Origin of the sequence: Paenibacillus sp. OAS669 (assembly GCF_014873645.1) — a bacterium.
GTDB lineage: Bacteria > Bacillota > Bacilli > Paenibacillales > NBRC-103111 > Paenibacillus_S > Paenibacillus_S vulneris.
On record NZ_JADBDR010000017.1, the window covers coordinates 39365 to 59854 of the forward strand.

The 20490-nt window shown below is 49.9% G+C and carries 22 protein-coding genes; 18 read left to right on the forward strand and 4 right to left on the reverse strand.

Translation table 11 applies throughout. The features are described 5' to 3' along the window. The first annotated feature begins 1 nt into the window (after position 1). From recG to hmpA, 4 genes are all read left to right on the forward strand, one after another. Positions 2-2056 (forward strand): ATP-dependent DNA helicase RecG, encoded by a 2055-nt coding sequence (recG, locus tag GGC63_RS28305; RefSeq protein ID WP_192705158.1) that lies wholly within the window; start codon positions 2-4, stop codon positions 2054-2056. A gap of 119 nt (positions 2057-2175) precedes the next feature. Beyond that, a complete protein-coding gene (locus GGC63_RS28310; protein WP_192705159.1) occupies positions 2176-2463 on the forward strand; it encodes a stage VI sporulation protein F in 288 nt (95 codons plus the stop codon). A gap of 186 nt (positions 2464-2649) precedes the next feature. After that, positions 2650-3933 (forward strand): nitrous oxide reductase family maturation protein NosD, encoded by a 1284-nt coding sequence (locus GGC63_RS28315; protein WP_192705160.1) that lies wholly within the window; start codon positions 2650-2652, stop codon positions 3931-3933. Between the two features lie 180 nt (positions 3934-4113). Continuing rightward, a complete protein-coding gene (gene hmpA / locus GGC63_RS28320) occupies positions 4114-5367 on the forward strand; it encodes an NO-inducible flavohemoprotein (RefSeq protein WP_192705161.1) in 1254 nt (417 codons plus the stop codon). Positions 5368-5380: 13 nt separating this feature from the next. Here hmpA and GGC63_RS28325 read toward each other — a convergent pair whose 3' ends face one another. Then, a complete protein-coding gene (locus tag GGC63_RS28325) occupies positions 5381-5881 on the reverse strand; it encodes a Crp/Fnr family transcriptional regulator (protein WP_192705162.1) in 501 nt (166 codons plus the stop codon). A gap of 283 nt (positions 5882-6164) precedes the next feature. On the opposite strand from GGC63_RS28325, the gene GGC63_RS28330 reads away from it, so the two are divergent. The 5 genes from GGC63_RS28330 to GGC63_RS28350 all read left to right on the forward strand — a co-directional run bounded on the left by GGC63_RS28330 (position 6165) and on the right by GGC63_RS28350 (position 9689). Then, a complete protein-coding gene (locus GGC63_RS28330; RefSeq protein ID WP_192705163.1) occupies positions 6165-6620 on the forward strand; it encodes a hypothetical protein in 456 nt (151 codons plus the stop codon). Positions 6621-6760: 140 nt separating this feature from the next. Continuing rightward, on the forward strand, positions 6761-7039 hold the full coding sequence (locus tag GGC63_RS28335) for a hypothetical protein (protein WP_079910315.1): 279 nt from the start codon (positions 6761-6763) through the stop codon (positions 7037-7039). A 16-nt stretch (positions 7040-7055) separates the two neighbouring features. Next, positions 7056-8345, forward strand: a complete 1290-nt coding sequence (locus tag GGC63_RS28340) for a glutathionylspermidine synthase family protein (protein WP_192705164.1) — start codon at positions 7056-7058, stop codon at positions 8343-8345. Beyond that, complete coding sequence (locus GGC63_RS28345; RefSeq protein ID WP_192705165.1) at positions 8342-8776, forward strand: DUF350 domain-containing protein; 435 nt, start codon at positions 8342-8344, stop codon at positions 8774-8776. Before GGC63_RS28340 ends, GGC63_RS28345 begins: the two co-directional genes overlap by 4 nt. A 34-nt stretch (positions 8777-8810) precedes the next feature. Next, positions 8811-9689, forward strand: coding sequence for an RNA polymerase sigma-70 factor (locus tag GGC63_RS28350; protein ID WP_192705166.1), 879 nt, complete (start codon positions 8811-8813; stop codon positions 9687-9689). Between the two features lie 27 nt (positions 9690-9716). On the opposite strand, the gene GGC63_RS28355 is transcribed toward GGC63_RS28350, so the two are convergent. Continuing rightward, positions 9717-10379: an SOS response-associated peptidase family protein gene (locus tag GGC63_RS28355; RefSeq protein ID WP_192705167.1), complete on the reverse strand. Its 663-nt coding sequence runs from the start codon at positions 10377-10379 to the stop codon at positions 9717-9719. A 481-nt stretch (positions 10380-10860) separates the two neighbouring features. Between GGC63_RS28355 and rsmD the strand changes: the two genes are divergently transcribed. Beyond that, entirely contained in the window at positions 10861-11427 is a 567-nt protein-coding gene (gene rsmD, locus GGC63_RS28360) for a 16S rRNA (guanine(966)-N(2))-methyltransferase RsmD (protein ID WP_192705168.1), read from the forward strand. 37 nt (positions 11428-11464) lie between these two features. After that, on the forward strand, positions 11465-11968 hold the full coding sequence (gene coaD, locus GGC63_RS28365) for a pantetheine-phosphate adenylyltransferase (protein ID WP_225948561.1): 504 nt from the start codon (positions 11465-11467) through the stop codon (positions 11966-11968). Here coaD and GGC63_RS28370 read toward each other — a convergent pair. Further along, on the reverse strand, positions 11965-13257 hold the full coding sequence (locus tag GGC63_RS28370; RefSeq protein ID WP_192705169.1) for a nucleoside recognition domain-containing protein: 1293 nt from the start codon (positions 13255-13257) through the stop codon (positions 11965-11967). The two genes, coaD and GGC63_RS28370, sit on opposite strands and share 4 nt — an antisense overlap. Before the next feature lie 132 nt (positions 13258-13389). Between GGC63_RS28370 and GGC63_RS28375 the strand changes: the two genes are divergently transcribed. Further along, entirely contained in the window at positions 13390-14490 is a 1101-nt protein-coding gene (locus GGC63_RS28375; protein ID WP_192705170.1) for a SepM family pheromone-processing serine protease, read from the forward strand. On the opposite strand, the gene GGC63_RS28380 is transcribed toward GGC63_RS28375, so the two are convergent. After that, positions 14487-15722 carry a nucleotidyltransferase gene (locus GGC63_RS28380; RefSeq protein ID WP_192705171.1) on the reverse strand — a complete coding sequence of 412 codons (1236 nt, stop codon included), beginning with the start codon at positions 15720-15722 and terminating at the stop codon, positions 14487-14489. The genes GGC63_RS28375 and GGC63_RS28380 overlap by 4 nt on opposite strands. Before the next feature lie 124 nt (positions 15723-15846). On the opposite strand from GGC63_RS28380, the gene GGC63_RS28385 reads away from it, so the two are divergent. The 6 genes from GGC63_RS28385 to fabD all read left to right on the forward strand — a co-directional run bounded on the left by GGC63_RS28385 (position 15847) and on the right by fabD (position 20474). After that, positions 15847-16356, forward strand: a complete 510-nt coding sequence (locus GGC63_RS28385) for a YceD family protein (protein ID WP_079910305.1) — start codon at positions 15847-15849, stop codon at positions 16354-16356. A 31-nt stretch (positions 16357-16387) separates the two neighbouring features. Further along, positions 16388-16561 carry a 50S ribosomal protein L32 gene (rpmF, locus tag GGC63_RS28390; RefSeq protein ID WP_028550384.1) on the forward strand — a complete coding sequence of 58 codons (174 nt, stop codon included), beginning with the start codon at positions 16388-16390 and terminating at the stop codon, positions 16559-16561. Between the two features lie 307 nt (positions 16562-16868). After that, the gene (fapR, locus tag GGC63_RS28395; protein WP_079910304.1) at positions 16869-17495 is read left to right on the forward strand and encodes a transcription factor FapR; all 627 of its coding nucleotides are present in this window, start codon (positions 16869-16871) and stop codon (positions 17493-17495) included. After that, entirely contained in the window at positions 17479-18477 is a 999-nt protein-coding gene (gene plsX / locus GGC63_RS28400) for a phosphate acyltransferase PlsX (protein WP_192705172.1), read from the forward strand. Before fapR ends, plsX begins: the two co-directional genes overlap by 17 nt. 3 nt (positions 18478-18480) lie before the next feature. Then, entirely contained in the window at positions 18481-19467 is a 987-nt protein-coding gene (locus GGC63_RS28405; protein WP_079910302.1) for a beta-ketoacyl-ACP synthase III, read from the forward strand. A 68-nt stretch (positions 19468-19535) separates the two neighbouring features. Beyond that, positions 19536-20474: an ACP S-malonyltransferase gene (gene fabD, locus GGC63_RS28410; RefSeq protein WP_192705173.1), complete on the forward strand. Its 939-nt coding sequence runs from the start codon at positions 19536-19538 to the stop codon at positions 20472-20474. Positions 20475-20490: the final 16 nt, after the last annotated feature.

A 20490-nucleotide genomic window follows, 5' to 3' on the forward strand; every position in this document is an offset into this window, starting at 1 on the left:
CATGTCAATAGATTTGTACAAAGTTCCGGTTAAAGAGGTGTACGGAGTCAAGGGCAAGAAGCCGGAGGAGCTGCTTGTCCTTGGCATTTCTTCTGTTGGCGAGCTGCTTGATTATTATCCTTTTCGATACGAAGACTATACGCTGCGCGATCTGACTGAGGCTAAGGACGGTGATAAAATCACGGTTCAAGGAACCATAGTCGGGGTTCCGCAGGTACAGATGTATGGACGAATCAAATCTCGTCTAACCTGCAAGCTTATGGTAGACAAGTTGTTTGTCACTGCCGTATGGTTCAATCGTCATTATTTGAAGGATCAGCTGCAAACAGGAGCGGACATTGTTTTGACCGGAAAATGGGATCCAAAAAGGCTGCATTTGACCGTATCGGAGTCCGAATTTCCGGGAAAAGGGACATCGAAGATCGGTACGCTGCAGCCTGTTTATTCCGTTACCGGCTCCATAACGCAAAAATGGATGAGGCAGACGATGAAGCAGGCTTTGACGCAGTACGGAGGGTTAATCCCGGAGGTGCTGCCTAAGGAGCTGCTGGATAAGTATGGCTTAATGCCGCGTAAGCAGGCGGTGGCGTTGCTTCATTTGCCCGAATCGATGGAGAACGGGCAGAAGGCTCGCAAACGGATGGTTTACGAGGAGCTGTTTTTATTTCAGCTGAAAATGCAGGCATACCGAGCGATCAATCACGACAGGGCAGACGGTGTGGCCCACCCTGTAGATTTGCCCGCAGTCCGCGCATTTGTACGGGCTTTGCCGTTTACCCTGACCGAGTCGCAAAAAAACGTGCTGGCAGAAATTTTGCACGATCTTCAACAGCCTTACTGTATGAACCGCCTGCTTCAAGGTGATGTTGGTGCCGGCAAAACAGTTGTTGCCGCAGCCGCTTTATTTGCTGTGGTGAAAGCAGGATATCAGGGAGCTTTAATGGTTCCGACGGAAATATTAGCGGAACAGCATAAGCGTTCACTGGAACGCTTGTTCGAGCCTTACGGCATCCAGGTCGCTTTGCTTACAGGCAGCCTGACGGCCCGGCAGCGCAGGGAAGTTCTTGGAGCTCTTCAGCTCGGTATGGTCGATGTTGTTGTCGGTACCCATGCTTTGATCCAGGACGATGTCTTTTTCCGCAAGCTTGGTCTGGTCGTTACCGATGAACAGCACCGGTTCGGTGTTAACCAGAGAAGCGTGCTCCGGCGCAAAGGAATGAATCCGGATGTGCTTACGATGACCGCGACACCTATTCCAAGGACGCTGGCAATAACGGCGTTCGGTGATATGGATGTATCGACTTTGCGTGAGCTGCCCAAAGGCAGAAAGCCGATCAAGACGTATGCGGTAACTCACGATATGCTGGATCGGGTGCTTGGGTTTATCCGGCGAGAGGTCGCTGCGGGCCGGCAGGCTTACGTAATCTGTCCGTTAATCGAGGAATCGGAGAAGCTGGATGTACAGAACGCGATTGACGTCCATGCGCAAATCCAGTTTGCTTTCCCGGATTTACGAGTCGGGCTGCTGCACGGAAGAATGTCTCCCGCCGAAAAAGACGAAGTCATGCGCGAGTTCAGCGCAAATCGGGTTCAAGTGCTGGTTTCTACGACGGTGATCGAGGTTGGGGTAGACGTCCCGAATTCGACCCTGATGGTGGTCTATGACGCCCATCGCTTCGGATTGTCCCAGCTGCACCAGCTACGCGGACGGGTGGGAAGGGGCGAGCATCAGTCCTATTGCGTTCTTATAGCCGACCCGAAAAATGAAGTAGGGAAGCAGCGAATGAAAGCGATGACCGATACGAACGACGGATTCGAAATCGCACGAAGGGATCTTGAGCTGAGAGGCCCCGGGGACTTCTTCGGAACGAAGCAGAGCGGTCTGCCTGATTTTCGAATCGCCGATATGGTCACAGATTTCGAAACGATGGAGCAAGCCCGGGACGATGCCGCCGAGATCGTGCGCAGGCCCGACTTTTGGACGGCAGCCGGTTATTCTATGCTTCATGAATTTTTGCGCAGGGAGCATATCTTCGATAGCGACTTATTGGATTAACACCTAATCTTGCTTACATAACCATATTATTAGACACATGTCCGAGCCTTCCGTCATAGACTTACAAAGAGGTTGGCATACAAGACTACCGTATCCTTATGATGGGAGGAGTTCGTGACATGAGCTATCAAAAATATGGCTTCGATCCCGTTTTTGTTGAACGTGTTAAATTAAAAATGAAAAATCCCGATACGAAAGAACGTATCAAAATGATTTTGCAGGGTGTGACGAAGACGGACTTGCAGGACAGGACGAAGGTAAGAAGGTTTGTCGACATGCTGGGGAAAGTGTTAAACGAGAGATTGACAGATATGCAGAAGGAGCATATGGTCAATTTTGTCATTGCTCAGAAAATAGATCCAAACAATACATTTCATTTGCTCAAGCTGTGGGGAATGTTCCGATAAACCTTTCAACCGCAGTATAAAAGCACAACGAACAGACCGTTGGGTCTGTTTTTTTGTTATGAATGACTTAAGCTCCCAGAATAGGAGCAAGGTTGCCATTTGAATCTATGAAAGTTATAATTTTCATAGAGAACCAAATAGGGGGAGGAGCTATCATTGCTACCAAATGATCCGAAAGAGAAACCGATGACACGCAGAAAGTTGCTTGCTTCTATGGGTGCTGCCGGAGCTCTGCTTGCCGCGGGCGCCGGATTGCCTTTTGAAGCCCGTGCAGCCTCGTCAACCGTACCGCTGACCGAAAACAAATCATGGCTTAATGTGAAGGATTTCGGGGCGCTGGGCAACGGATATGACGATGATGCACCGTACATACAATCCGCTATTGACTCAGCCTCTGCCAAAGGGGAAGCGGTCTTTCTGCCTGCAGGCAAGTATTACATCAGCCGCGGACTGCTTCTCAGGAACAAGGTGAACCTGATAGGGGCAGGAGCAGGGACCACGGCTATCAAGGCCGGGAACGCCGATATGTTCATGCTTTACAGCGGCTCATCCATTAACAATTTTTCCGTCGAAGGGATCACGTTTGAGGGCATTGGTCCAAGCGGCGCGACAGGGGAAATTGTTGAACGCGGAATTTATATGGTCGAGGCTGCTAATGTTAGCATCGATAATTGTGTGTTCAATGGCGTAGCGAACGGGATACGGGCTGCTCGTTCCCAGCATGTCAGCATCACGAACTGCACATTTATAAAAATATTTGGAACAGAGGCATCGAATGAGGGATACGGTATCGTCATCGAAGGCGGTGCGAATCATACCATTCAAGGCAACCATTTCAAAAACATTAACAAATACAGCATACATCTGACTGCAGGCAGCACGTATTCACATGTTACAGGCAATATCATGGAATTTACAGGAGATACCGCCATTATGGTATCCTCCAAGGTCAGCGCTTGCTCCTATCATCTGATAGAGGCTAATATGGTAGCTCCTTATGCGCTGATTGACCAAAAAAACAGCTCAACCTACGGAATTCGGCTAAAGGATGCCTGCAGCTACAATACCATCGTGAATAACGTCATTTCTAAAGCGGCCTCCGCAGGCATTCAACTGGATGCTCCTGAGAATGCAGGCGACGATAAACCATTTGGAAACACGATAACGGGCAACTCGGTGTACGGCTCTGTAAGAGGTATCTCCATCCTGAATAGTGATGGCAACTCGGTAAAAAACAATGAGGTTCGCCGTACGGAAACCGGAATTGTAGTGGATGTGGTCGGAGAAAGCGCAAGCTTATCGGCTAAACGGAATATCGTTATGAACAACTCCATCTCGCAAAGCTCGACTGCTGCTGTACTGGTCGGTTCTGCACGTTGTGACTCGAACACGGTGTTCGGTAATGCGGGATATGACAATGCCGAGGCATTCAAAGATAGCGGCACGAATACGATGACCGCAGGCTTCTAACACTAGACGCTCTCCACGGAGGGCGTTTTTTCAATGTGATGGAACTTTGTAGGGATGTCTCATCCAGCAAGATCGACACAATTCCGTTCATTTCAATGTGATTCCAATCACAAGGCGAACCTGTGCTCTCTACTATACTTAATTACAGGAACACAACGAAATGAAGAGAGGGCGATCTTAATGCTGAGTGAACAAACGATACAAACAATTAAATCCACGGTACCCGTTCTGGAAGTACACGGAACAGCCATAACGAAGCGTTTTTACGAGCTGTTGTTCACAGGCCACCCCGAGCTGTTGAACCTGTTTAACCATGCCAATCAGAAGAAAGGCCGTCAACAGGCGGCTCTGGCCAACGCAGTTTATGCCGCTGCGGCCCATATTGATCAACTGGAAACGATCCTGCCGGTAGTCAAACAAATAGCGCACAAGCATCGAAGCCTTGGAGTGAAGGCAGAGCATTATCCGATTGTCGGGGAAACGCTGCTTCGGGCAATCAAGGAGGTCCTGGGAGATGCGGCAACGGATGAGATCATCGCCGCTTGGGCCGATGCCTACGGGGTTATAGCTAATGTGTTTATCCAAACCGAGAACGAAATGTACCTTCAAGCCGAAGAGCGTGTTGGGGGCTGGAAGGGATTTAGGCGGTTTATTGTGGAACGGAAGGTGAAGGAGAGCGATACGATTGCTTCGTTGTATCTGGTACCGGAAGATCAACAAGGTATTGCCGATTTCGAACCGGGCCAATATATTAGCGTGAAGCTTATGATTCCGGGTCAATCCTATACTCATATTCGTCAATACAGCTTGTCGGATATGCCGGGACAACCGCATTATCGAATTTCCGTTAAAAGGGAAGAGGCTTCGGAAGGAAAGCCGGAGGGCATTGTATCGAATTACTTACACCGGGGAGTCACTGTCGGAGATGTTCTGGAGGTATCGGCACCGGCCGGAGACTTTATTTTGAGAAAAGAGGAAAAGCCGGCTGTATTGATTAGCGGCGGTGTGGGTCTGACTCCACTGGTTAGCATGCTGAAAACGCTGGCCGCCAAAGAGCCTGAGCGTTCCGTTACTTTCATCCATGCCGCGCGCAGCGGCCGGTACCACGCTTTGAAAGAGGAAGTTGCCGATATAGCTAAGAGCCATCCGACTATCCGTTCCTATGTCTGCTATTCTTCTCCTACCGATTTGGACCGGAAGGAAGGGGCCTTTGATAAAGCGGGGTATCTTGATTTGGAGTGGCTGCAGCAGCGGGTATCCAGTCCGAACGCCAGCTTTTATTTTTGCGGGCCAATTCCCTTCATGAAAGCTGTATACCGTGCACTGAAGGATTGGGGCGTTGATGACGCGGACATTCACTTTGAGTTTTTTGGTCCGGCGGGCAGCTTGGCAGAACAGGCAAACGAAGCGGGAGAGGCCGTCGTAAGGGGATAGGACAGCCATCGGGTTAGCCTTGCTTAGCCCGAAATAAGCGATTGACCGTTTCCCGCCGAAGTCCGAGTAATTGCGCTATTTCTTCTTGCGTTAATATATCCTTTATGGACATAGGGGAGATATACTCCGCAAACCATTGTTCCAGCTTCTCCAGCTTTTCCGCAGGAGTAACCAGCGTAAGATGATCAATTCGCTGCTGCATCATTCTTAGCTTGCTTTGTAATTGCAGGGCGATCTCACGGCACTTTGCAGGATGCGCATCCAGCTCCGTGTACCATTCATCGGGAGATATGACTTCTACCTCACTGCTAATCAGGGCGATGGCCGTACCATGGTATTCTTTAGGGCTGATTAAGGAATGATGAGGAATCGTCTCGCCGGGAGTCACGATATTGACGAGGAAGGGACTGCCGTCCTCATGAACGCGCATGATTTTAAACAGACCGCTGCGTATATGAAATAAGGGTCCGCTTTCTCCTTGTCTGAACAAGATTTCGCCTTTATGTAATAGCATCCGAATTCACCTCCAAAATATCTTATCACGGGAAGGGGTGGTCGTCCATTTTGCGGCCTCCATTCCTTGAGCGCTTTGACTCTGCTGGAGAAAGAGCGCTCTTTTTTTGCTTCCAAGAAAAATGGTTTGTAAAAATGTTACAATCAGTGCTATGATGAATAGAACGCACGTTCTTTAAAAGGGTCAAAATAGAATGAGGCTCTGTAACCTTTTTTTGAGCAGCTGCGTAATACATGTATGTTCTTCTACATAAAGATCCAAAGTTGGAAAGGGGCAATTAACGGTGGCACGTTTGGAATATCGGTTATATGAAGAAGGCGGGGATTTTCCGCTGCTATATTACTACGATCAAATAGAGCGCGATGAGACGGCCTTGAGGTTTGCATGCGATTATTTGGTAAAAGAGGGAACCGTGTATGAAAAAACGTCATGCGCGATCGAGGACTCATGCTATGTTATTTATGTCAAGCCTTCGGAGGATGAGCAGGTAAAATCCTGGGCGAAGCCGCAATCCCCGGCGCCAGGCTTTAGCATGGAGCTTAGGGAATTTAAGGAATTGGCAACTGACTACAGGCTGGTGCATACGTATCATTTTGAGGATAGTCTGGATGTGATGCTGTATCTGACCGCTAATTATTTGTATGTCGACGGGCAGGAGTGGTACCGGACGTCTGCAGAGATTGATGAAGACCGGTCAACCTTCGTGTTTTATGCAGTCAAATCGGACGAAGAAGCATAATCATCATATAAGATATCATTATGTGCTTAGGAAAACTCCGGTCTGATCCCTTGGGGTAGAGCTCTCGGCAGACTTGCGAACTTGTTATTTCATGTCGACTATAGAATCGCGCCTGGAATAACATTTTAGGAGGAGTTCAATTGGAACATAGAAAATCAAATAAGCTGGTAGCATTATTCGTTACCGCTGCTCTCATAGCTGCATCCGGTTGTTCCAATACAACCGCGAATTCTAACTGCGTGGATCAAAATGGTGATGGTTATTGTGATAACGGAAGCGGCAGCAGCGGCGGAAGCTCACGCGGGTACATCGGCGGGAGTTCCAGTAAGTCAGGTACATCAGGGGGAAACTCGGGCATATCGGAAGGTTCCTCCTCACATGGCGGCATTGGGAGCAGCAGCAGCTCCAGCTCTAGCTAAGGCAGGGGGACACGTAATGAATAAAGACAGAGACATAACCGGACTGCCTTATCCTGAGCGGCGGGAAGCATTGTATGAGCCGTTAAGGAAGGAAGGCATTTTTACTTGGGACTGCATGTACGAGGAGGAATACGCACTAGCCGGGCTCTATACGTTGGACCGCGATGTCCTTCATGAGATGAGGATAGCGGCAGAAGCCTTGGGACGTGTCTTTGCCAAAACGGTTAACATAGTGAGTCAGGCGGATGAAGGGCTTCTGTCCGGGCTCGGCATTCCGACAGCGGCTTTCGATGCGATCCGATTGCAGCACATTGATTCGATGCCTTCACCAACCGTTATCGGCAGGTTCGATTTTGCCGTCAACAACGGACAAATTAAAATGCTTGAATTCAATAGCGATACTCCTACCGGGATCGTAGAAGCCTTCCATGTCAACGGAGCTGTTTGCCAAGCATACGGGGCTGAGGATCCGAATGCCGGCTGCTCAGGGATGCTGTACGAGGCTTTTCAAGCAGCAATAAAAGCCTACGGCTCAGCGCAATACCCGCTGGATCACATCTTCTTCAGTGCCCTCGACTGGCATGAAGAGGATGCGGGCACAACCAAGTATTTACTGGCACAGTCGGGACTCCCCGCTTCTTTTGTCCCGCTCTCCCAGCTGCGTGTGATGGACGAACGCATGTGGGTATCCGATGACTCCGATCACATGACACCCGTCGATGTGTTATATCGGCTCCATGCGCTGGAGAAGCTGGCGGAAGATAAAGATGTAGACGGGTACCCGACCGGTGAGCATGTTCTTAGGCTGATAGCAGAGAAGAAGCTGGCCGTCATCAATCCTCCGTCAGGCTTTACAGCTCAGACCAAAGCGCTTCAAGCGCTTATTTGGAATTTGCACGAGTCCGGCCAATTTTATACGGACGAGGAGCATGAGATCATCGCCGCCCATATGCTGCCGACCTATTTGGAAAACCGGTTCTCAGACACTTCCATTTCCCATGTCATCAAGCCGATCTACGGAAGAGAGGGAAGCGGTGTCAGGATTGTAGATGCTGCAGGGAGCGTGCTCGATGAAAACGGGGAAGACGAATACTTGGATCAGCCGATGGTGTATCAGCAATACATAGAACTTCCGCCTGTACGGGTGGAGACGTTGAAGGGGACGACGAACGGCCGCTTGTTATGGGGCTGCTTTCTTATTGCGGGCAAGCCTTCCGCGGTCATCGCCAGAGTAGGCGGGCATATTACAAACAATATTTCATATTATTTGCCGGCAGGGTTGAATAAAGGGGGAGCTAAAGCATGACACAATGGGATTCCATACTTAATTTTTTGATTTATTTGGGAGTAACGGTGCCTTTATTGGGAATAGGCATTCTGCTTTTTACAATTACGACGCCGTACAGCGAATTCAAGCTCATTCGTGAAGGCGGAGATTTATCTGACCCTTCCAAAGCGGCTGCGGCCAAGGCTGCCGCATACGATCTTGGCGGCAAAATCATCGGCCAAACTCTGGTACTGGCATCTGCCGTCTATCATTCTCTTGGCTTGGTTGACTTGATCGTATGGGGATTCATCGGAATCGCGTTTCAAGTGATAGTGTTTTATATCTTCGAGCTGCTGACGCCGTTTAAAGTCGTTGCAGAAATTCCTAAAGGCAACGCTTCGGTCGGGCTTTTTTCATTCTGTCTCAGCCTGGCTACAGGCTTGCTGCTGGCGTCTTTGATAAGTTATTAATTCATGGAATGTATTCGATAGGAGGCGGGGCTGTTTGACTGAGTGGGAACATGCTTATACTGAGCATCGGCAGCTGCTCCTGTCGATTGCCTACCGGATGCTGGGTTCCTACACGGATGCGGAAGATATCGTACAGGATGCATTTGTAGCTCTACAGCGGGTCCGTGAGGAGGACATTCTCAGCGTTAAGGCTTATTTGATTAAGACAGTGACCCATAGGTGTCTGAATCTCCTGAAGTCATCCAGGAAGCAGCGCGAGGTCTACACAGGACCTTGGCTGCCGGAGCCGGATATCGAACTAGAAGCGAATAATCCCGAGGAGCAGATCATAAGGAAAGAGAAGGTCTCTTACGCGCTTCTCGTTATGCTCCAGCAGCTCTCGCCGGTGGAACGGGCGATTTTTCTGCTGAGGGAAGTACTGGATTACGATTATGCGCAAATCGCCGAGATGATGGACAAATCCGAGTCGAACTGCAGAAAAATTGTAAGCCGCGCAAAGCATAAAGTGAATCAGGACCAGCTCAACACGGCCTCCACCGCTGAGCAGAACAGCGAGCCGTTCGTTCATGCATTCCTTAGCGGGGTGAAAACCGGAGACTTCGCCGGTTTAATCCAGCTGCTCACAGAACAGGCCGCACTCATAAGCGACGGCGGAGGAAAAGTTCGGGCAGCCCTATATCCCATCTTGGGCAAGGATCGTATCCAGGCATTTCTGGAAGGAATTCAAGGCAAAGGCTCCTTCGAAGGGGAACTGCTCGAGGTTCGAATCAATGGAGATTACGGGGTATTGATCGTGAAGGAAGGGAAGCCGAGCATGGCTATATGCTTTGGTGCGGCTACCGAATCCCACCGTTTACAAGACATCTATTTTATACTAAACCCCGATAAATTAGGACGATTCCGTAATCAATAAAGACCCGCTTTGGCGGGTCTTTATTGATTATCCTATGCTATGAGCCGCTGCAGCTCCATCCTCTTGATCCTGTGAGTCAGCCATATCCTGCCATGAATCGGGCAGCAGGCGAAGCGGAGGAAGCTCAACAGTTCTCATCCATCGATATAAAGCGGGTTTATCGAATAATTCCGTGTCCAGCCATGTATCGGCTTGCTCCTCATTCATAATAAAGGGGACCGTCTCCATACTTCCGGTTTCGTTATTCTGTATTCTTTTAATCAGGATGGAGCAAGTCCGAAGCTCTTCTCCGAAGGAGCCCGACCACACGTCGTACACCCCGGCCATTGCGAATGTTTGGCCATCATTGGTCATATAACGTTGGACCTGTTCCTTTTTGCGTCCTAACGAAGTCACACGGTCGAAGCTGCTTGCCGGAATAATGCATCTCTGACGCTTGAGCAAATGATCGAAGGCTCTTTTATCATAGATCGCTTCGCTGTCGACAAGCACGGAGTCTTGTGCCCAGAAAGGCATCAAGCCCCAACGAAATTCATCGAGTATTCGTTCGTTTCCTTTGGCTGTAATGGCGGTAATCGGCTGTTGAGGCCGCAAGCTGCGATCATTGGCATAGTAAAACATCGTTTTGGATAAGCGGTAGCGATCGTTTAGTTCGGTCAAATCGGCAGTCAGGTTGAATCGGTCGCACATGGTGGGAGCTCCTTCTCGTTTTCTTTCCAGTATCTGCATTATTCTCCGGAATCATGCGGATTAGAAAGCGAGAGACCGGAATTGGAAAAAGTTTCAGCGGATTTTCATCTTTTTTTAAGGTTAGGTTCATTTTTCATTAACCTTATTCTTATAGAATCAATAGTGTTGATCCCACATTCAACATATATCACGTTTAATCCCTGTTGTCGGCTGCCATCGACGAAACAGGGATTTTTTTTGTTCGACAGACAAAAAAATCGAGCCCCGTCTCACGACGAGGCTCATTCATGGGAGAGGAGAAACCGGACGAAGAGCTTATGGGGAACGTAAGTCTTCTCCGCGGTTGTCTACGACATTTTCGGATGTCGATGATATAAGGATAGACAGATTTCAAAAAATCTATACGTTATTCAGAAAATTTTGTGCAAAAGTTTACGTTTGTGGTACGATAGCATTACTATCCAGTAGAAGGTGGAAGCAAATGAGAGTCATATCAGGGAATGCCAAGGGAAGGCCGCTTAAGGCTGTACCTGGCATGGGCACAAGGCCTACCACCGACAAGGTGAAGGAGGCCATTTTCAGCATGATCGGCCCGTATTTTGACGGAGGGCACGTGCTGGATCTGTTCGCAGGAACAGGCGGGCTAAGCATCGAAGCGCTGAGCAGGGGGATGGACCGGGCAGTTTTGACCGATATCGACAAAAAAAGCATCGACACCATACGGCAAAATCTGCAGGCCACCGGACTTGCCGATCAAGCGGAGGTATACCGCAATGATGCCCTTCGCGCATTGAAAGCACTGATGAAGCGGGAAGCAAAGTTTGATCTTGTATTCCTGGACCCCCCATATCGGTTAAAGGTAGTACAAGAATTGATCGAGCAGCTGGATCAGGGACATATGCTCAACCCGCTGGCTACCATTGTAGTGGAACATGACGCCGAGGATGTGTACCAGGATCCCATCGGCCGTTTGCAGTGGGTAAGAAGAGCGGAATACGGCGATACAGCGGTTACGATTTATAAAAATACATCGCAAGATGAGTCATGAGTGTTGCGTGCACATGTTGGAGGAGTTGACTGTAAAGATGAGTATGGATCGTTTTGAAATGAAAATCGCTGTCTATCCCGGCAGCTTTGACCCGGTGACCAACGGGCATTTGGATATTATACACCGCTCCGCTAAAGTGTTTGACAAGCTGATTGTAGCTGTGCTGAACAATTCAAGCAAAAATCCGCTGTTTACGATCGAAGAGCGCACCGAGTTGCTTAAACAGGTGACGAAGGATTTGCCCAATGTGGAAATCGACAATTTTCGCGATTTGCTCATTAATTATATGAAACAAAAAAACGCGCATCTCATTGTGCGCGGTCTTCGTGCGGTGTCGGATTTTGAATATGAGCTGCAAATGGCTTCAACGAATCGAAAGCTTGACGAGAGCTTCGAAACCTTTTTCATGACGTCAACGCCTCAATATTCTTATTTAAGCTCCAGTATTGTAAAAGAAATCGCGCGCTTCCACGGACCTGTTACCGATCTGGTTCCCGAGGTGGTGGAAAAGGCTTTGCGTTCCAAATATCCGAAAGGCTAGCCTTTGGAATCCCGGCGGCTGTGATGGAATACAAAGGCGGTGACTATGGAGAGCACGAGCATAAGCAGCAGAATCATACCGAACCATAGCATCGATTTGCTAAATAGAGGCCACATCGTTACATAATTCCATTTCATTGTATCTATCCTTGGGTCCGAGAAAGTTAGCCAGGCGGGTGCCGGTGAACCTAGCAAGGCATTCAATGGTTTCCATAAGGCGCTGGTGGCTATAAACGAGATGGCGGCATGAAGAAGCCTGGATTTCAGAAAGGCGGAATACCGAATATCGGTTCCTAGCGTAAAGCTTTTGACTTGAGCGTGGGTCGATAAGCCGCCCCAGGCGAACAAGGCGCTAAGCAGCGCGTACTGCCATGAATCGGTGATTGCTTGGCTTTGCCCGAGGGAATAGGCGCCCAAATGCGTTTCAAACAATCCGGGCAGGAGAGACGACAGCATCGCACCGGCTTGCTCGGGTGTCATGATCCCAGTGGCGGAAATGGCGAGCCCGACTATGGTAAGGACTTGGCTTAGTGATACGGCATGTACAATGACCGAGAACATCATCATGAGTCCGCCTATGGCCATTGTTTGCTGTACGGCATGGGTCACGGAATCACCGAGCAGCTTGCCGAAGGTTCTGCCATCACTGGCTTGCGCGGTTCGCCATGCGGAGGCGCTGCGACGGAACAGCCCGCTGTCTCCCGTTGCCGATGGCAAGGCAGAGCGTTGGTCTTCCGCTTCCAGCTTCGTATGCTGCTTGGCTAGTGTAATTCGCTGCCATAAGGCAAGCAGCAGGGCTGAACCGTAATGAAGGATCGCGAGGGCCAGGCCGCTTTGAGCATTATGCAGAAAGCCGACTCCAACGACCGATATAAGGAACACAGGGCTTGCTACGTGGCTTAAGGTAAGCAGCCGCTCGGCTTCGTCCCTGCTAAGCAGCTTATCTTTTCTCATGCTGCCTACGGCTACGGCGCCTGAGGGGGTACCGGCAGTAATACCGATGGCGATAGCCCAGCCTGCAATACCCGGCAACCGGAATAATAGACGCAGAAGGGGCTCGAGCAAGGCTCCGATTGCGTGCAAGACCCCCATGCCTCTGGCAATCTCGATTACGATGAAAAATGGCAGCAGAGCTGGGAAGACAAGCTCCCACCAGATCCTCAGCCCTTGAAGCGATGATTTGAAGGCTTGATCGGGAAACAAAATAATGCTGACAACCAAGAGCAGCGCCAAACAGCCCAGAATCAAGGTGGTCAGACGCGGAGATGTTAAAGTTTTTTCACTTGCCATAAGTACCAACTCCGGATTTGTAGGATGGTACATGTTTACGCTTTGTCCGTATGGTTTAGACCAAGCAGGTCAACCCTACAAAGAACGCCTGCGATAGAAGGCGCCAGTCATACGGGCTTTAGGGGGAGAAGGATGGAGGACACCAAACATTTGAAACGCGCTTCTAGAATCGTCGTTTCCGTATTTATAGCCATTGTACTCGTATACGGCGTATATTTTATGCCGCTTCCGTTATTCATTTTTTCAGCTGGTACGGCAGAGGTTATTCGCCCTATGGTTCATGTGAATCAAAATAACGACGAGGAGCAAGGCGCGTTCATGCTGACCACCGTCAGGGTGAGCGACGCTACCGTATTCAGCTATTTACTGACTTTCATCAGGCCGTTCGAGGAGCTGCATTTGAAAACAGAGCTGCTGCAAAAGAACGAATCCGAGGAAGAATATTCACAGAGGCAGGAGGTCAATATGCTCTCCTCGCAGTCAAGCGCTATACAGGCTGCCTATCACCATTTGGGCATCCCTTACCGGATCAGTACGGATGGCGTTGTGATCGTGCAGGTCTTTAAGGATTTTCCGGCACATGAGGTGCTTCAGCCGGGGGATTACATCGTCAAAGTCGACGATACGCCGATTCAGACTAAAGAAGAGCTGCAGACCATTTTGAAAAGCAAAAAAGAAGGAGACTCCGTCTCCATCACCTACAAGCGGAAAAAGGTGCAAAAGACGCAATCCATACAGCTGGCTTTACTGCCGCCTGATGAGGGGGCCAGCCCGGATGTTCGCAGGGTAGGGCTTGGTGTTGTGCCTGCCAATGTGCAGAGCGTCAAGGCGAACGATGAGTCGAAGCAGGTGACCATTAAAGCGGGGGATATCGGCGGACCGTCGGCAGGGCTGATGTTCACCATGGAAATCATCAACAAATTAACCACCGAGGATATCACAAAAGGCTATAAGGTTGCCGGAACGGGAACGATCGATGAGAAAGGAACCGTAGGGGTAATCGGCGGGATTCAGCATAAGATTATCGCGGCCGATAAGGCCGGGGCGGAAATTTTCTTTGCACCGAAAGATTATGTAACTCCGGATGGTAAACAGCGCATTAACAATTATTCAGATGCGGCCAAACGGGCGGAGGAAATTCATACTTCCATGAAGGTCGTTCCTGTAGGCACTTTGCAGGAAGCATTGGATTATATGAACAATCTTCCGCCGCAAGCCGCAAAAGCCAGCTAAACACGGACCGGGGGCTCGTAATAATCCCTGAAGAGCTCGCGCTCTGCAGCCGCAGGATAGGCAAGGGCATAGACGGACGTAGCTTGAATATCTAAATCCAGCAGCGGTGAAGGATCCGCCAGTGAGGTTACTTTCGTAACAACGGGAACCTTCGCCGTTTTTTTCATACGCTTCAACAGCTCCCGCCCCCGCGCGCTAAAGCCGAGAACTCGAAGATACGGGACTCCGCGCCTTAATAGATCTGCTGTCAGCTTAGGCTTTGTATGATTAAGGAGTATGCGCAGCAGGGTGCGCTGCAGCTTGGTTCGAGTGTAGCGCTTGGTTTTGAGCAGGTTGATCAAATCCTCAACGATTTGGCTGGAATCCGTGGACAGGGAAGGAAGCGACTGCTTGATGCGGTGCTCCAGCCCCTCGGCCACTTCATGATATCCGGCTAGCTCGAAGGCACTGTGGTTCATGAGCTGCAGCAGCAAAGGCCTGGCAAAATGTTCCCACCCGATGGGCGTACGTCCTTTGTTCCATTCGCGGCGAAGCACCTCCATAGTGCTTACAGGCACATAAGGGGCGATCTCCTCAAGCATCTTCTTCTCGAAAAGCAGATGTCTCAGTGCCGTAGCGCTGGCTATTTGACGGTCAGTAATGTCAAGCTGGTGATAGCCTGCTTTTTGGCGCTTGATGGTTAATGGTTCAATCCGGCTGCCCAATCTTTTAAGGGCAATAAGGTAGTGCAGGCCTAACGTATTGTTAGGCTTGGCCAGCTCTTCTTCGTTCGTTCCCGGTACATAACGGGCGATGGCTTTGCCGTAGGCGGCCGGATACGGGATACCGGCTTTGAGCTCCTGCTGCAGGAGCCCATGAAACTCCTCCGACTCATGATACGCTGCTTCTGCGACGTCATACAGCCACTGAATGTCGCCGCTCTCGCTCCCGAAGCAGAGACTGTCCACGACGCCCGTAGCATCCAGCGCGGAGACAGCGCCATACGCGAACCATTCCGCAGGCTGTGTAGAATAAGCGACAGGGAGCTCCAGAACCAGATCAACGCCCATACGAAGGGCCATTTCCGTACGCGACCATTTGTCAATCATGGCAGGTTCACCCCGCTGCAGGAAATGACCGCTCATAACGGCGACCACCGCATCGGCGCCAGATACGATTTTGGATTGTTGGAAATGATAATGATGACCATTATGCAGGGGGTTGTATTCAACAACTAGTCCGACCGTTTTCATCGTACACTCCTTGTACACACTTTGGTAATGTTTTCATATGTTTTCACTATAGCATGATCTGAAAATGTTGACAAAATAGAAGGATTATAGCTATAATAATCTTTGTTTGTTTGGGGTGATACTCATGTTCATTCGATTAAAAGAATTGGCGAAGAAAGCAGAAACGGTACTTATTGATGAGACCATCGATTTGTCCGATGTTTTGAAGAATCGCACTGATTTGCTCAGCTTCGGTCCGCTGCAGGTAAATCTGCAGGCTCGTCATAACGGCGAGGCGGCTGAGGTCACCGGTGTTCTGGAAATAGATGTGGAGCAGCCCTGCTCCCGCTGCCTGGAGCCGGTAAAGCAAAGGCTGGAAATTCCTTTTCATGAAACGTTTGCTCTCGCTGCAGATGTATCGGAACCGGACGACGAGGAAGAAGACATTATCTTCGTTACGGATGAGAAGATAGAGTTGATGCCCTATTTGATTGAAAATGTACTGGTAGCTTTGCCGTACGTACCGCTGTGCGAGGAAGGGTGCCAAGGATTATGCCCTGTATGCGGTGGGAACCGAAACGAGCGGGCTTGCGGCTGCAAGCAGGACACGACGGATCCGAGGCTGGCCGGACTGGCAGATTTCTTTAAGCAATAGCAGGCTTGAATTCGTTGAAGGAGGTGGGAATATGGCAGTACCTCAAAGGAGAACATCCAAGACACGTCGCGATAAGCGCCGTACTCACTTTAAATTAGTAGTTCCAGGCATGGTAAAGTGTGACAACTGTGGTGAATTGAAATTGGCTCACCGCGTTTGCAAGGTGTGTGGATCTTACAAAAAAAGAGAGATCATCAAGCAATAATGGATGATATCAGCAAAACGGTAGCACTTCATCTTTTAGGGTGAGGTGCTATTTTTGTGCTTCCCTTTTCGATTACAATCCATTATACTATCTCTTATTACTTGGTCATAAGATATAGTGATATCCAGCTCGAGGTACCCGGATTCCGACATGAGAAGATGGCGTTTCCTTTGCATGCTTTTATTCGGAACAGGGTCGCTCAATACCTACATAAGACTAGCTCGGCATATCGCCGTGAAGTCCAGAGCCAGGAACATATGCAGGGATGATTTAACCATTCCTGTTCAAGATATATAAATGATCATGGATGTATACTAAGGTAAAGGTGGTGTCGGACATCGAACGCCTTCCTAAACGACAACGACAGCAGCAGCTGGCAGGAGCCATTGAGGAAAACCCTTTTATTACAGATGAAGAATTGATGAAGCTATTCCAGGTCAGTATTCAGACCATTCGGTTGGACCGGCTGGAGCTCGGAATTCCCGAGCTTCGTGAACGGATCAAACTGATGGCCGAGCAATCGTACGATCAGGTACGCTCATTGCCTCTTCATGAAGTGATTGGGGATGTTATTGATCTGCAATTGGACAAGAGCGGGATTTCTATCTTTGAGATCAAGGAGGAGCATGTTTTCTCCAGAACTAAGATTGCGCGCGGGCATCATATTTTTTCACAGGCGAATTCGCTCGCCGTAGCCTTGATTAACGACCAGATTGCGTTAACCGCATCGGCGGATATTCGATTTGTCCGCTCGGTTAAGCTGGGGGAAAAGTGCATCGCCAAAGCATACGTACGTTCTATCTCCAAAGGCAAAGCCAAAGTGGAAGTGTTCACTTACATCGGGGAAGAAGTTGTTTTCCAAGGAAATTTCATCATATACCACTCAACAAGAGATCGATCGGAGGGAGGAGAGCCTGATGCGGATTGCGATTGATGCAATGGGTGGAGACCATGCCCCCGATGTTGTAGTAGCCGGAGCTATAGAAGCGGCACGGGAATGGAGCGACACAACCATCACATTGGTTGGAGACACAAACAGGATTGAAGCCATACTAGGTGACGCAAAGCCTGCCAATCTTGAGGTTCGCCATGCAGGTGAGAAGATTGAAGCGGACGATGAACCGGTAAAAGCAGTTAGGCGTAAAAAGGATGCTTCCATGGTCGTAGCAGGCCGGATGGTTCGTGAAAGAGAAGCCGATGCCATGATCTCCGCGGGGAATACCGGCGCATTGATGACAATGGGGATTCTTGTTGTCGGCCGTATGAAGGGGATAAGCAGACCTGCATTGGCACCGATGATTCCAACGCTCGACGGCAAAGGAATCCTGGCATTGGACCTGGGCGCCAATATGGACTCGAGTGCCGAGGAATTAACGCAGTATGCCATCATGGGCAGCATTTACCGGAAAAAGGTTGAAGGGATCGCAAAGCCACGGGTCGGACTGCTTAATGTCGGCACCGAAGCCATGAAAGGAAATGAAGTGACCAAGGCAGCCTATGGACTGCTGGAGCAGGCTCCTATTCATTTCCTGGGCAATGTAGAGTCCAGGGATGTCCTGAACGGCCCGTGTGACGTATTGGTTTGCGACGGCTTCGCCGGCAATATTATGCTGAAGTCTTTGGAAGGGGCGGCTTCGACTATCTTCTCCGCGCTCAAAACGGAGTTGAGAAGAAACTTTATGACGAAGCTGGCCGCCGCTGTTCTGAAGCCAGGGCTAATGAAATTCCGAAGCTCATTCGACTATGCCGAGCATGGCGCAGCGCCGCTTTTGGGGATTGACGGACTTGTGCTGAAAAGCCACGGATCTTCCAATGCCATGGCTATCAAAAATGCCGTTCGGCAGGCTCGTATTGCTATCCAGAATGATCTGGTGCAAAGTATTTCTAGGGAAATTAGTAATGGAAGTGAGATGTGACCTATGAGCTCAATACCGGTGGGCATTATCGGTACAGGAAAGTACGTACCTGAACGGGTACTGACGAATCATGATTTGGAACAAATGGTTGAAACGAATGATGAATGGATCGTTACCCGCACAGGCATTCGGGAACGCAGACTGGTCAGTGCCGAACAGGCCTCCTCGGATCTGGCTTACGAGGCTTCTCTGAAGGCATTGGATGCGGCAGGAATCAGTCCAGAGCAGCTGGACCTGATCATTGTCGCAACAATTACTCCTGATATGTCATTCCCGTCTACGGCATGCATTCTGCAGGATAAGCTGGGCGCTAAGAAGGCTGCCGCTTTCGATTTGTCCGCTGCGTGCTCCGGGTTTATTTACGGATTGGCCAATGCATCCAATTTTATTGCTTTGGGGACTTATAAATACGCCTTGGTTGTGGGCGCTGAATGCTTATCCAAAATTACGGATTATACCGATCGCAACACATGTATATTATTTGGTGACGGAGCGGGTGCCGTTGTGTTGGGCGCAGTTCCGGAGGGCCGCGGGTTTAAATCGTTTGAACTAGGCGCCGATGGTTCCGGCGGAGAGCTGCTGCGCATTAGCGGCGGAGGCTCGCGCTGCCCGGTATCGCCTCAATCGATCGAAACCAAGCAGCACTTCATTTATATGGCGGGCAGCGAGGTTTTCAAATTCGCCGTCCGGATCATGGGCAGCGCCGCGGAAGAAGCTCTTCGTAAAGCAGGGATGGAGAAGCAGGATATCGATCTGCTCGTCCCTCATCAAGCGAATATCCGCATCATTCAGTCTGCGCTGAACCGCTTGGATTTGAGCGAAGACAAATGTATGATAAACTTGGATAAATACGGCAATGTCTCTGCAGCCTCCATCCCGATCGCTTTGGCGGAAGCGGTAGAAGAGGGTAAGGTTAAAGAGGGCGATTGTATCGTATTGGTCGGATTTGGCGGCGGCCTGACTTGGGGCGCGTCCGTAATCGTTTGGTAATGAGATGAATCGTTCGCCTGGAGAGGGTTGGTGCTCTCCGGGCAACCGATACGAAAGGAGATATTACGTTGGGGAAAGTAGCATTTGTATTTCCGGGTCAAGGCGCCCAGGCCGTAGGGATGGGGCGGGACATTTATGAGTCCTATCCGGCGGCCAAAGAGATTTTTGACCGTGCGGACCAGGCACTCGGCTATTCTCTGTCTTCGCTTATTTTCGATGGTCCGGATTCGGAGTTGAAAATCACTTATCATACCCAGCCTGCACTTCTTACGACGAGTGTGGCATACCTGGAGCTCTTCAAATCGAAAGGACTTCGGCCTGATTATTTGGCTGGACACAGCTTGGGAGAATACAGCGCTTTGGTAGCTGCCGGGGTACTGAGCTTTGAAGATGCTGTGCGGACCGTCCGTGCGCGCGGAGAATTCATGGATCAGGCCGTTCCGAGCGGTCAAGGCGCAATGGCAGCCGTTCTCGGAGGAGAGAGGGAAGCGCTTCAGAAGCTCTGCTCAGAAGTGTCAAAAGAAGCTGGAGTAGTGGAGCTTGCCAATCTGAACTGCCCCGGTCAAATCGTGATTTCCGGTAGCAAAGAAGGTGTACAAGCTATCGTGGAGCGTGGAAAGGAGATCGGCGCCAAGCGAGTCATTCCATTGGAAGTAAGCGGCCCGTTCCATTCTTCCCTGATGAAACCCGCCTCCGAGCGGTTGTCGGATGTGCTGTCTGCGTTTCCTATGCAAACAGCGTCGGTGCCCGTGGTAGCCAATGTAACCGCGCGTCCCGTGCAAGAGCCTGAATCCATCCGCGAACTGCTCGTAGAGCAGGTGCATTCTTCCGTATTATGGGAAGACAGCGTTGCCTGGCTGATTGAACAAGGCGTGGATACGTTTGTCGAGATCGGTTCGGGAACGGTCTTGGCCGGGTTGATCAAAAAGATCGACAAATCGGTCAAAATCTATTCGATCAACAGCAAAGAAGCATTGGATCAGTTTCAATTGGATGTTGCCAATTAATCAGGCCTTTCAAGAT

Bases quoted from the DNA above. Each gene is read 5' to 3' on its own strand.
- recG (WP_192705158.1), top strand. From the start codon at position 2: ATGTCAATAGATTTGTACAAAGTTCCGGTTAAAGAGGTGTACGGAGTC.
- GGC63_RS28310 (WP_192705159.1), top strand. From the start codon at position 2,176: ATGAGCTATCAAAAATATGGCTTCGATCCCGTTTTTGTTGAACGTGTT.
- GGC63_RS28315 (WP_192705160.1), top strand. From the start codon at position 2,650: ATGACACGCAGAAAGTTGCTTGCTTCTATGGGTGCTGCCGGAGCTCTG.
- hmpA (WP_192705161.1), top strand. From the start codon at position 4,114: ATGCTGAGTGAACAAACGATACAAACAATTAAATCCACGGTACCCGTT.
- GGC63_RS28325 (WP_192705162.1), bottom strand. From the start codon at position 5,881: ATGCTATTACATAAAGGCGAAATCTTGTTCAGACAAGGAGAAAGCGGA.
- GGC63_RS28340 (WP_192705164.1), top strand. From the start codon at position 7,056: ATGAATAAAGACAGAGACATAACCGGACTGCCTTATCCTGAGCGGCGG.
- GGC63_RS28345 (WP_192705165.1), top strand. From the start codon at position 8,342: ATGACACAATGGGATTCCATACTTAATTTTTTGATTTATTTGGGAGTA.
- GGC63_RS28355 (WP_192705167.1), bottom strand. From the start codon at position 10,379: ATGTGCGACCGATTCAACCTGACTGCCGATTTGACCGAACTAAACGAT.
- rsmD (WP_192705168.1), top strand. From the start codon at position 10,861: ATGAGAGTCATATCAGGGAATGCCAAGGGAAGGCCGCTTAAGGCTGTA.
- coaD (WP_225948561.1), top strand. From the start codon at position 11,465: ATGAGTATGGATCGTTTTGAAATGAAAATCGCTGTCTATCCCGGCAGC.
- GGC63_RS28370 (WP_192705169.1), bottom strand. From the start codon at position 13,257: ATGGCAAGTGAAAAAACTTTAACATCTCCGCGTCTGACCACCTTGATT.
- GGC63_RS28375 (WP_192705170.1), top strand. From the start codon at position 13,390: ATGGAGGACACCAAACATTTGAAACGCGCTTCTAGAATCGTCGTTTCC.
- GGC63_RS28380 (WP_192705171.1), bottom strand. From the start codon at position 15,722: ATGAAAACGGTCGGACTAGTTGTTGAATACAACCCCCTGCATAATGGT.
- GGC63_RS28385 (WP_079910305.1), top strand. From the start codon at position 15,847: ATGTTCATTCGATTAAAAGAATTGGCGAAGAAAGCAGAAACGGTACTT.
- rpmF (WP_028550384.1), top strand. From the start codon at position 16,388: ATGGCAGTACCTCAAAGGAGAACATCCAAGACACGTCGCGATAAGCGC.
- fapR (WP_079910304.1), top strand. From the start codon at position 16,869: ATGTATACTAAGGTAAAGGTGGTGTCGGACATCGAACGCCTTCCTAAA.
- plsX (WP_192705172.1), top strand. From the start codon at position 17,479: ATGCGGATTGCGATTGATGCAATGGGTGGAGACCATGCCCCCGATGTT.
- GGC63_RS28405 (WP_079910302.1), top strand. From the start codon at position 18,481: ATGAGCTCAATACCGGTGGGCATTATCGGTACAGGAAAGTACGTACCT.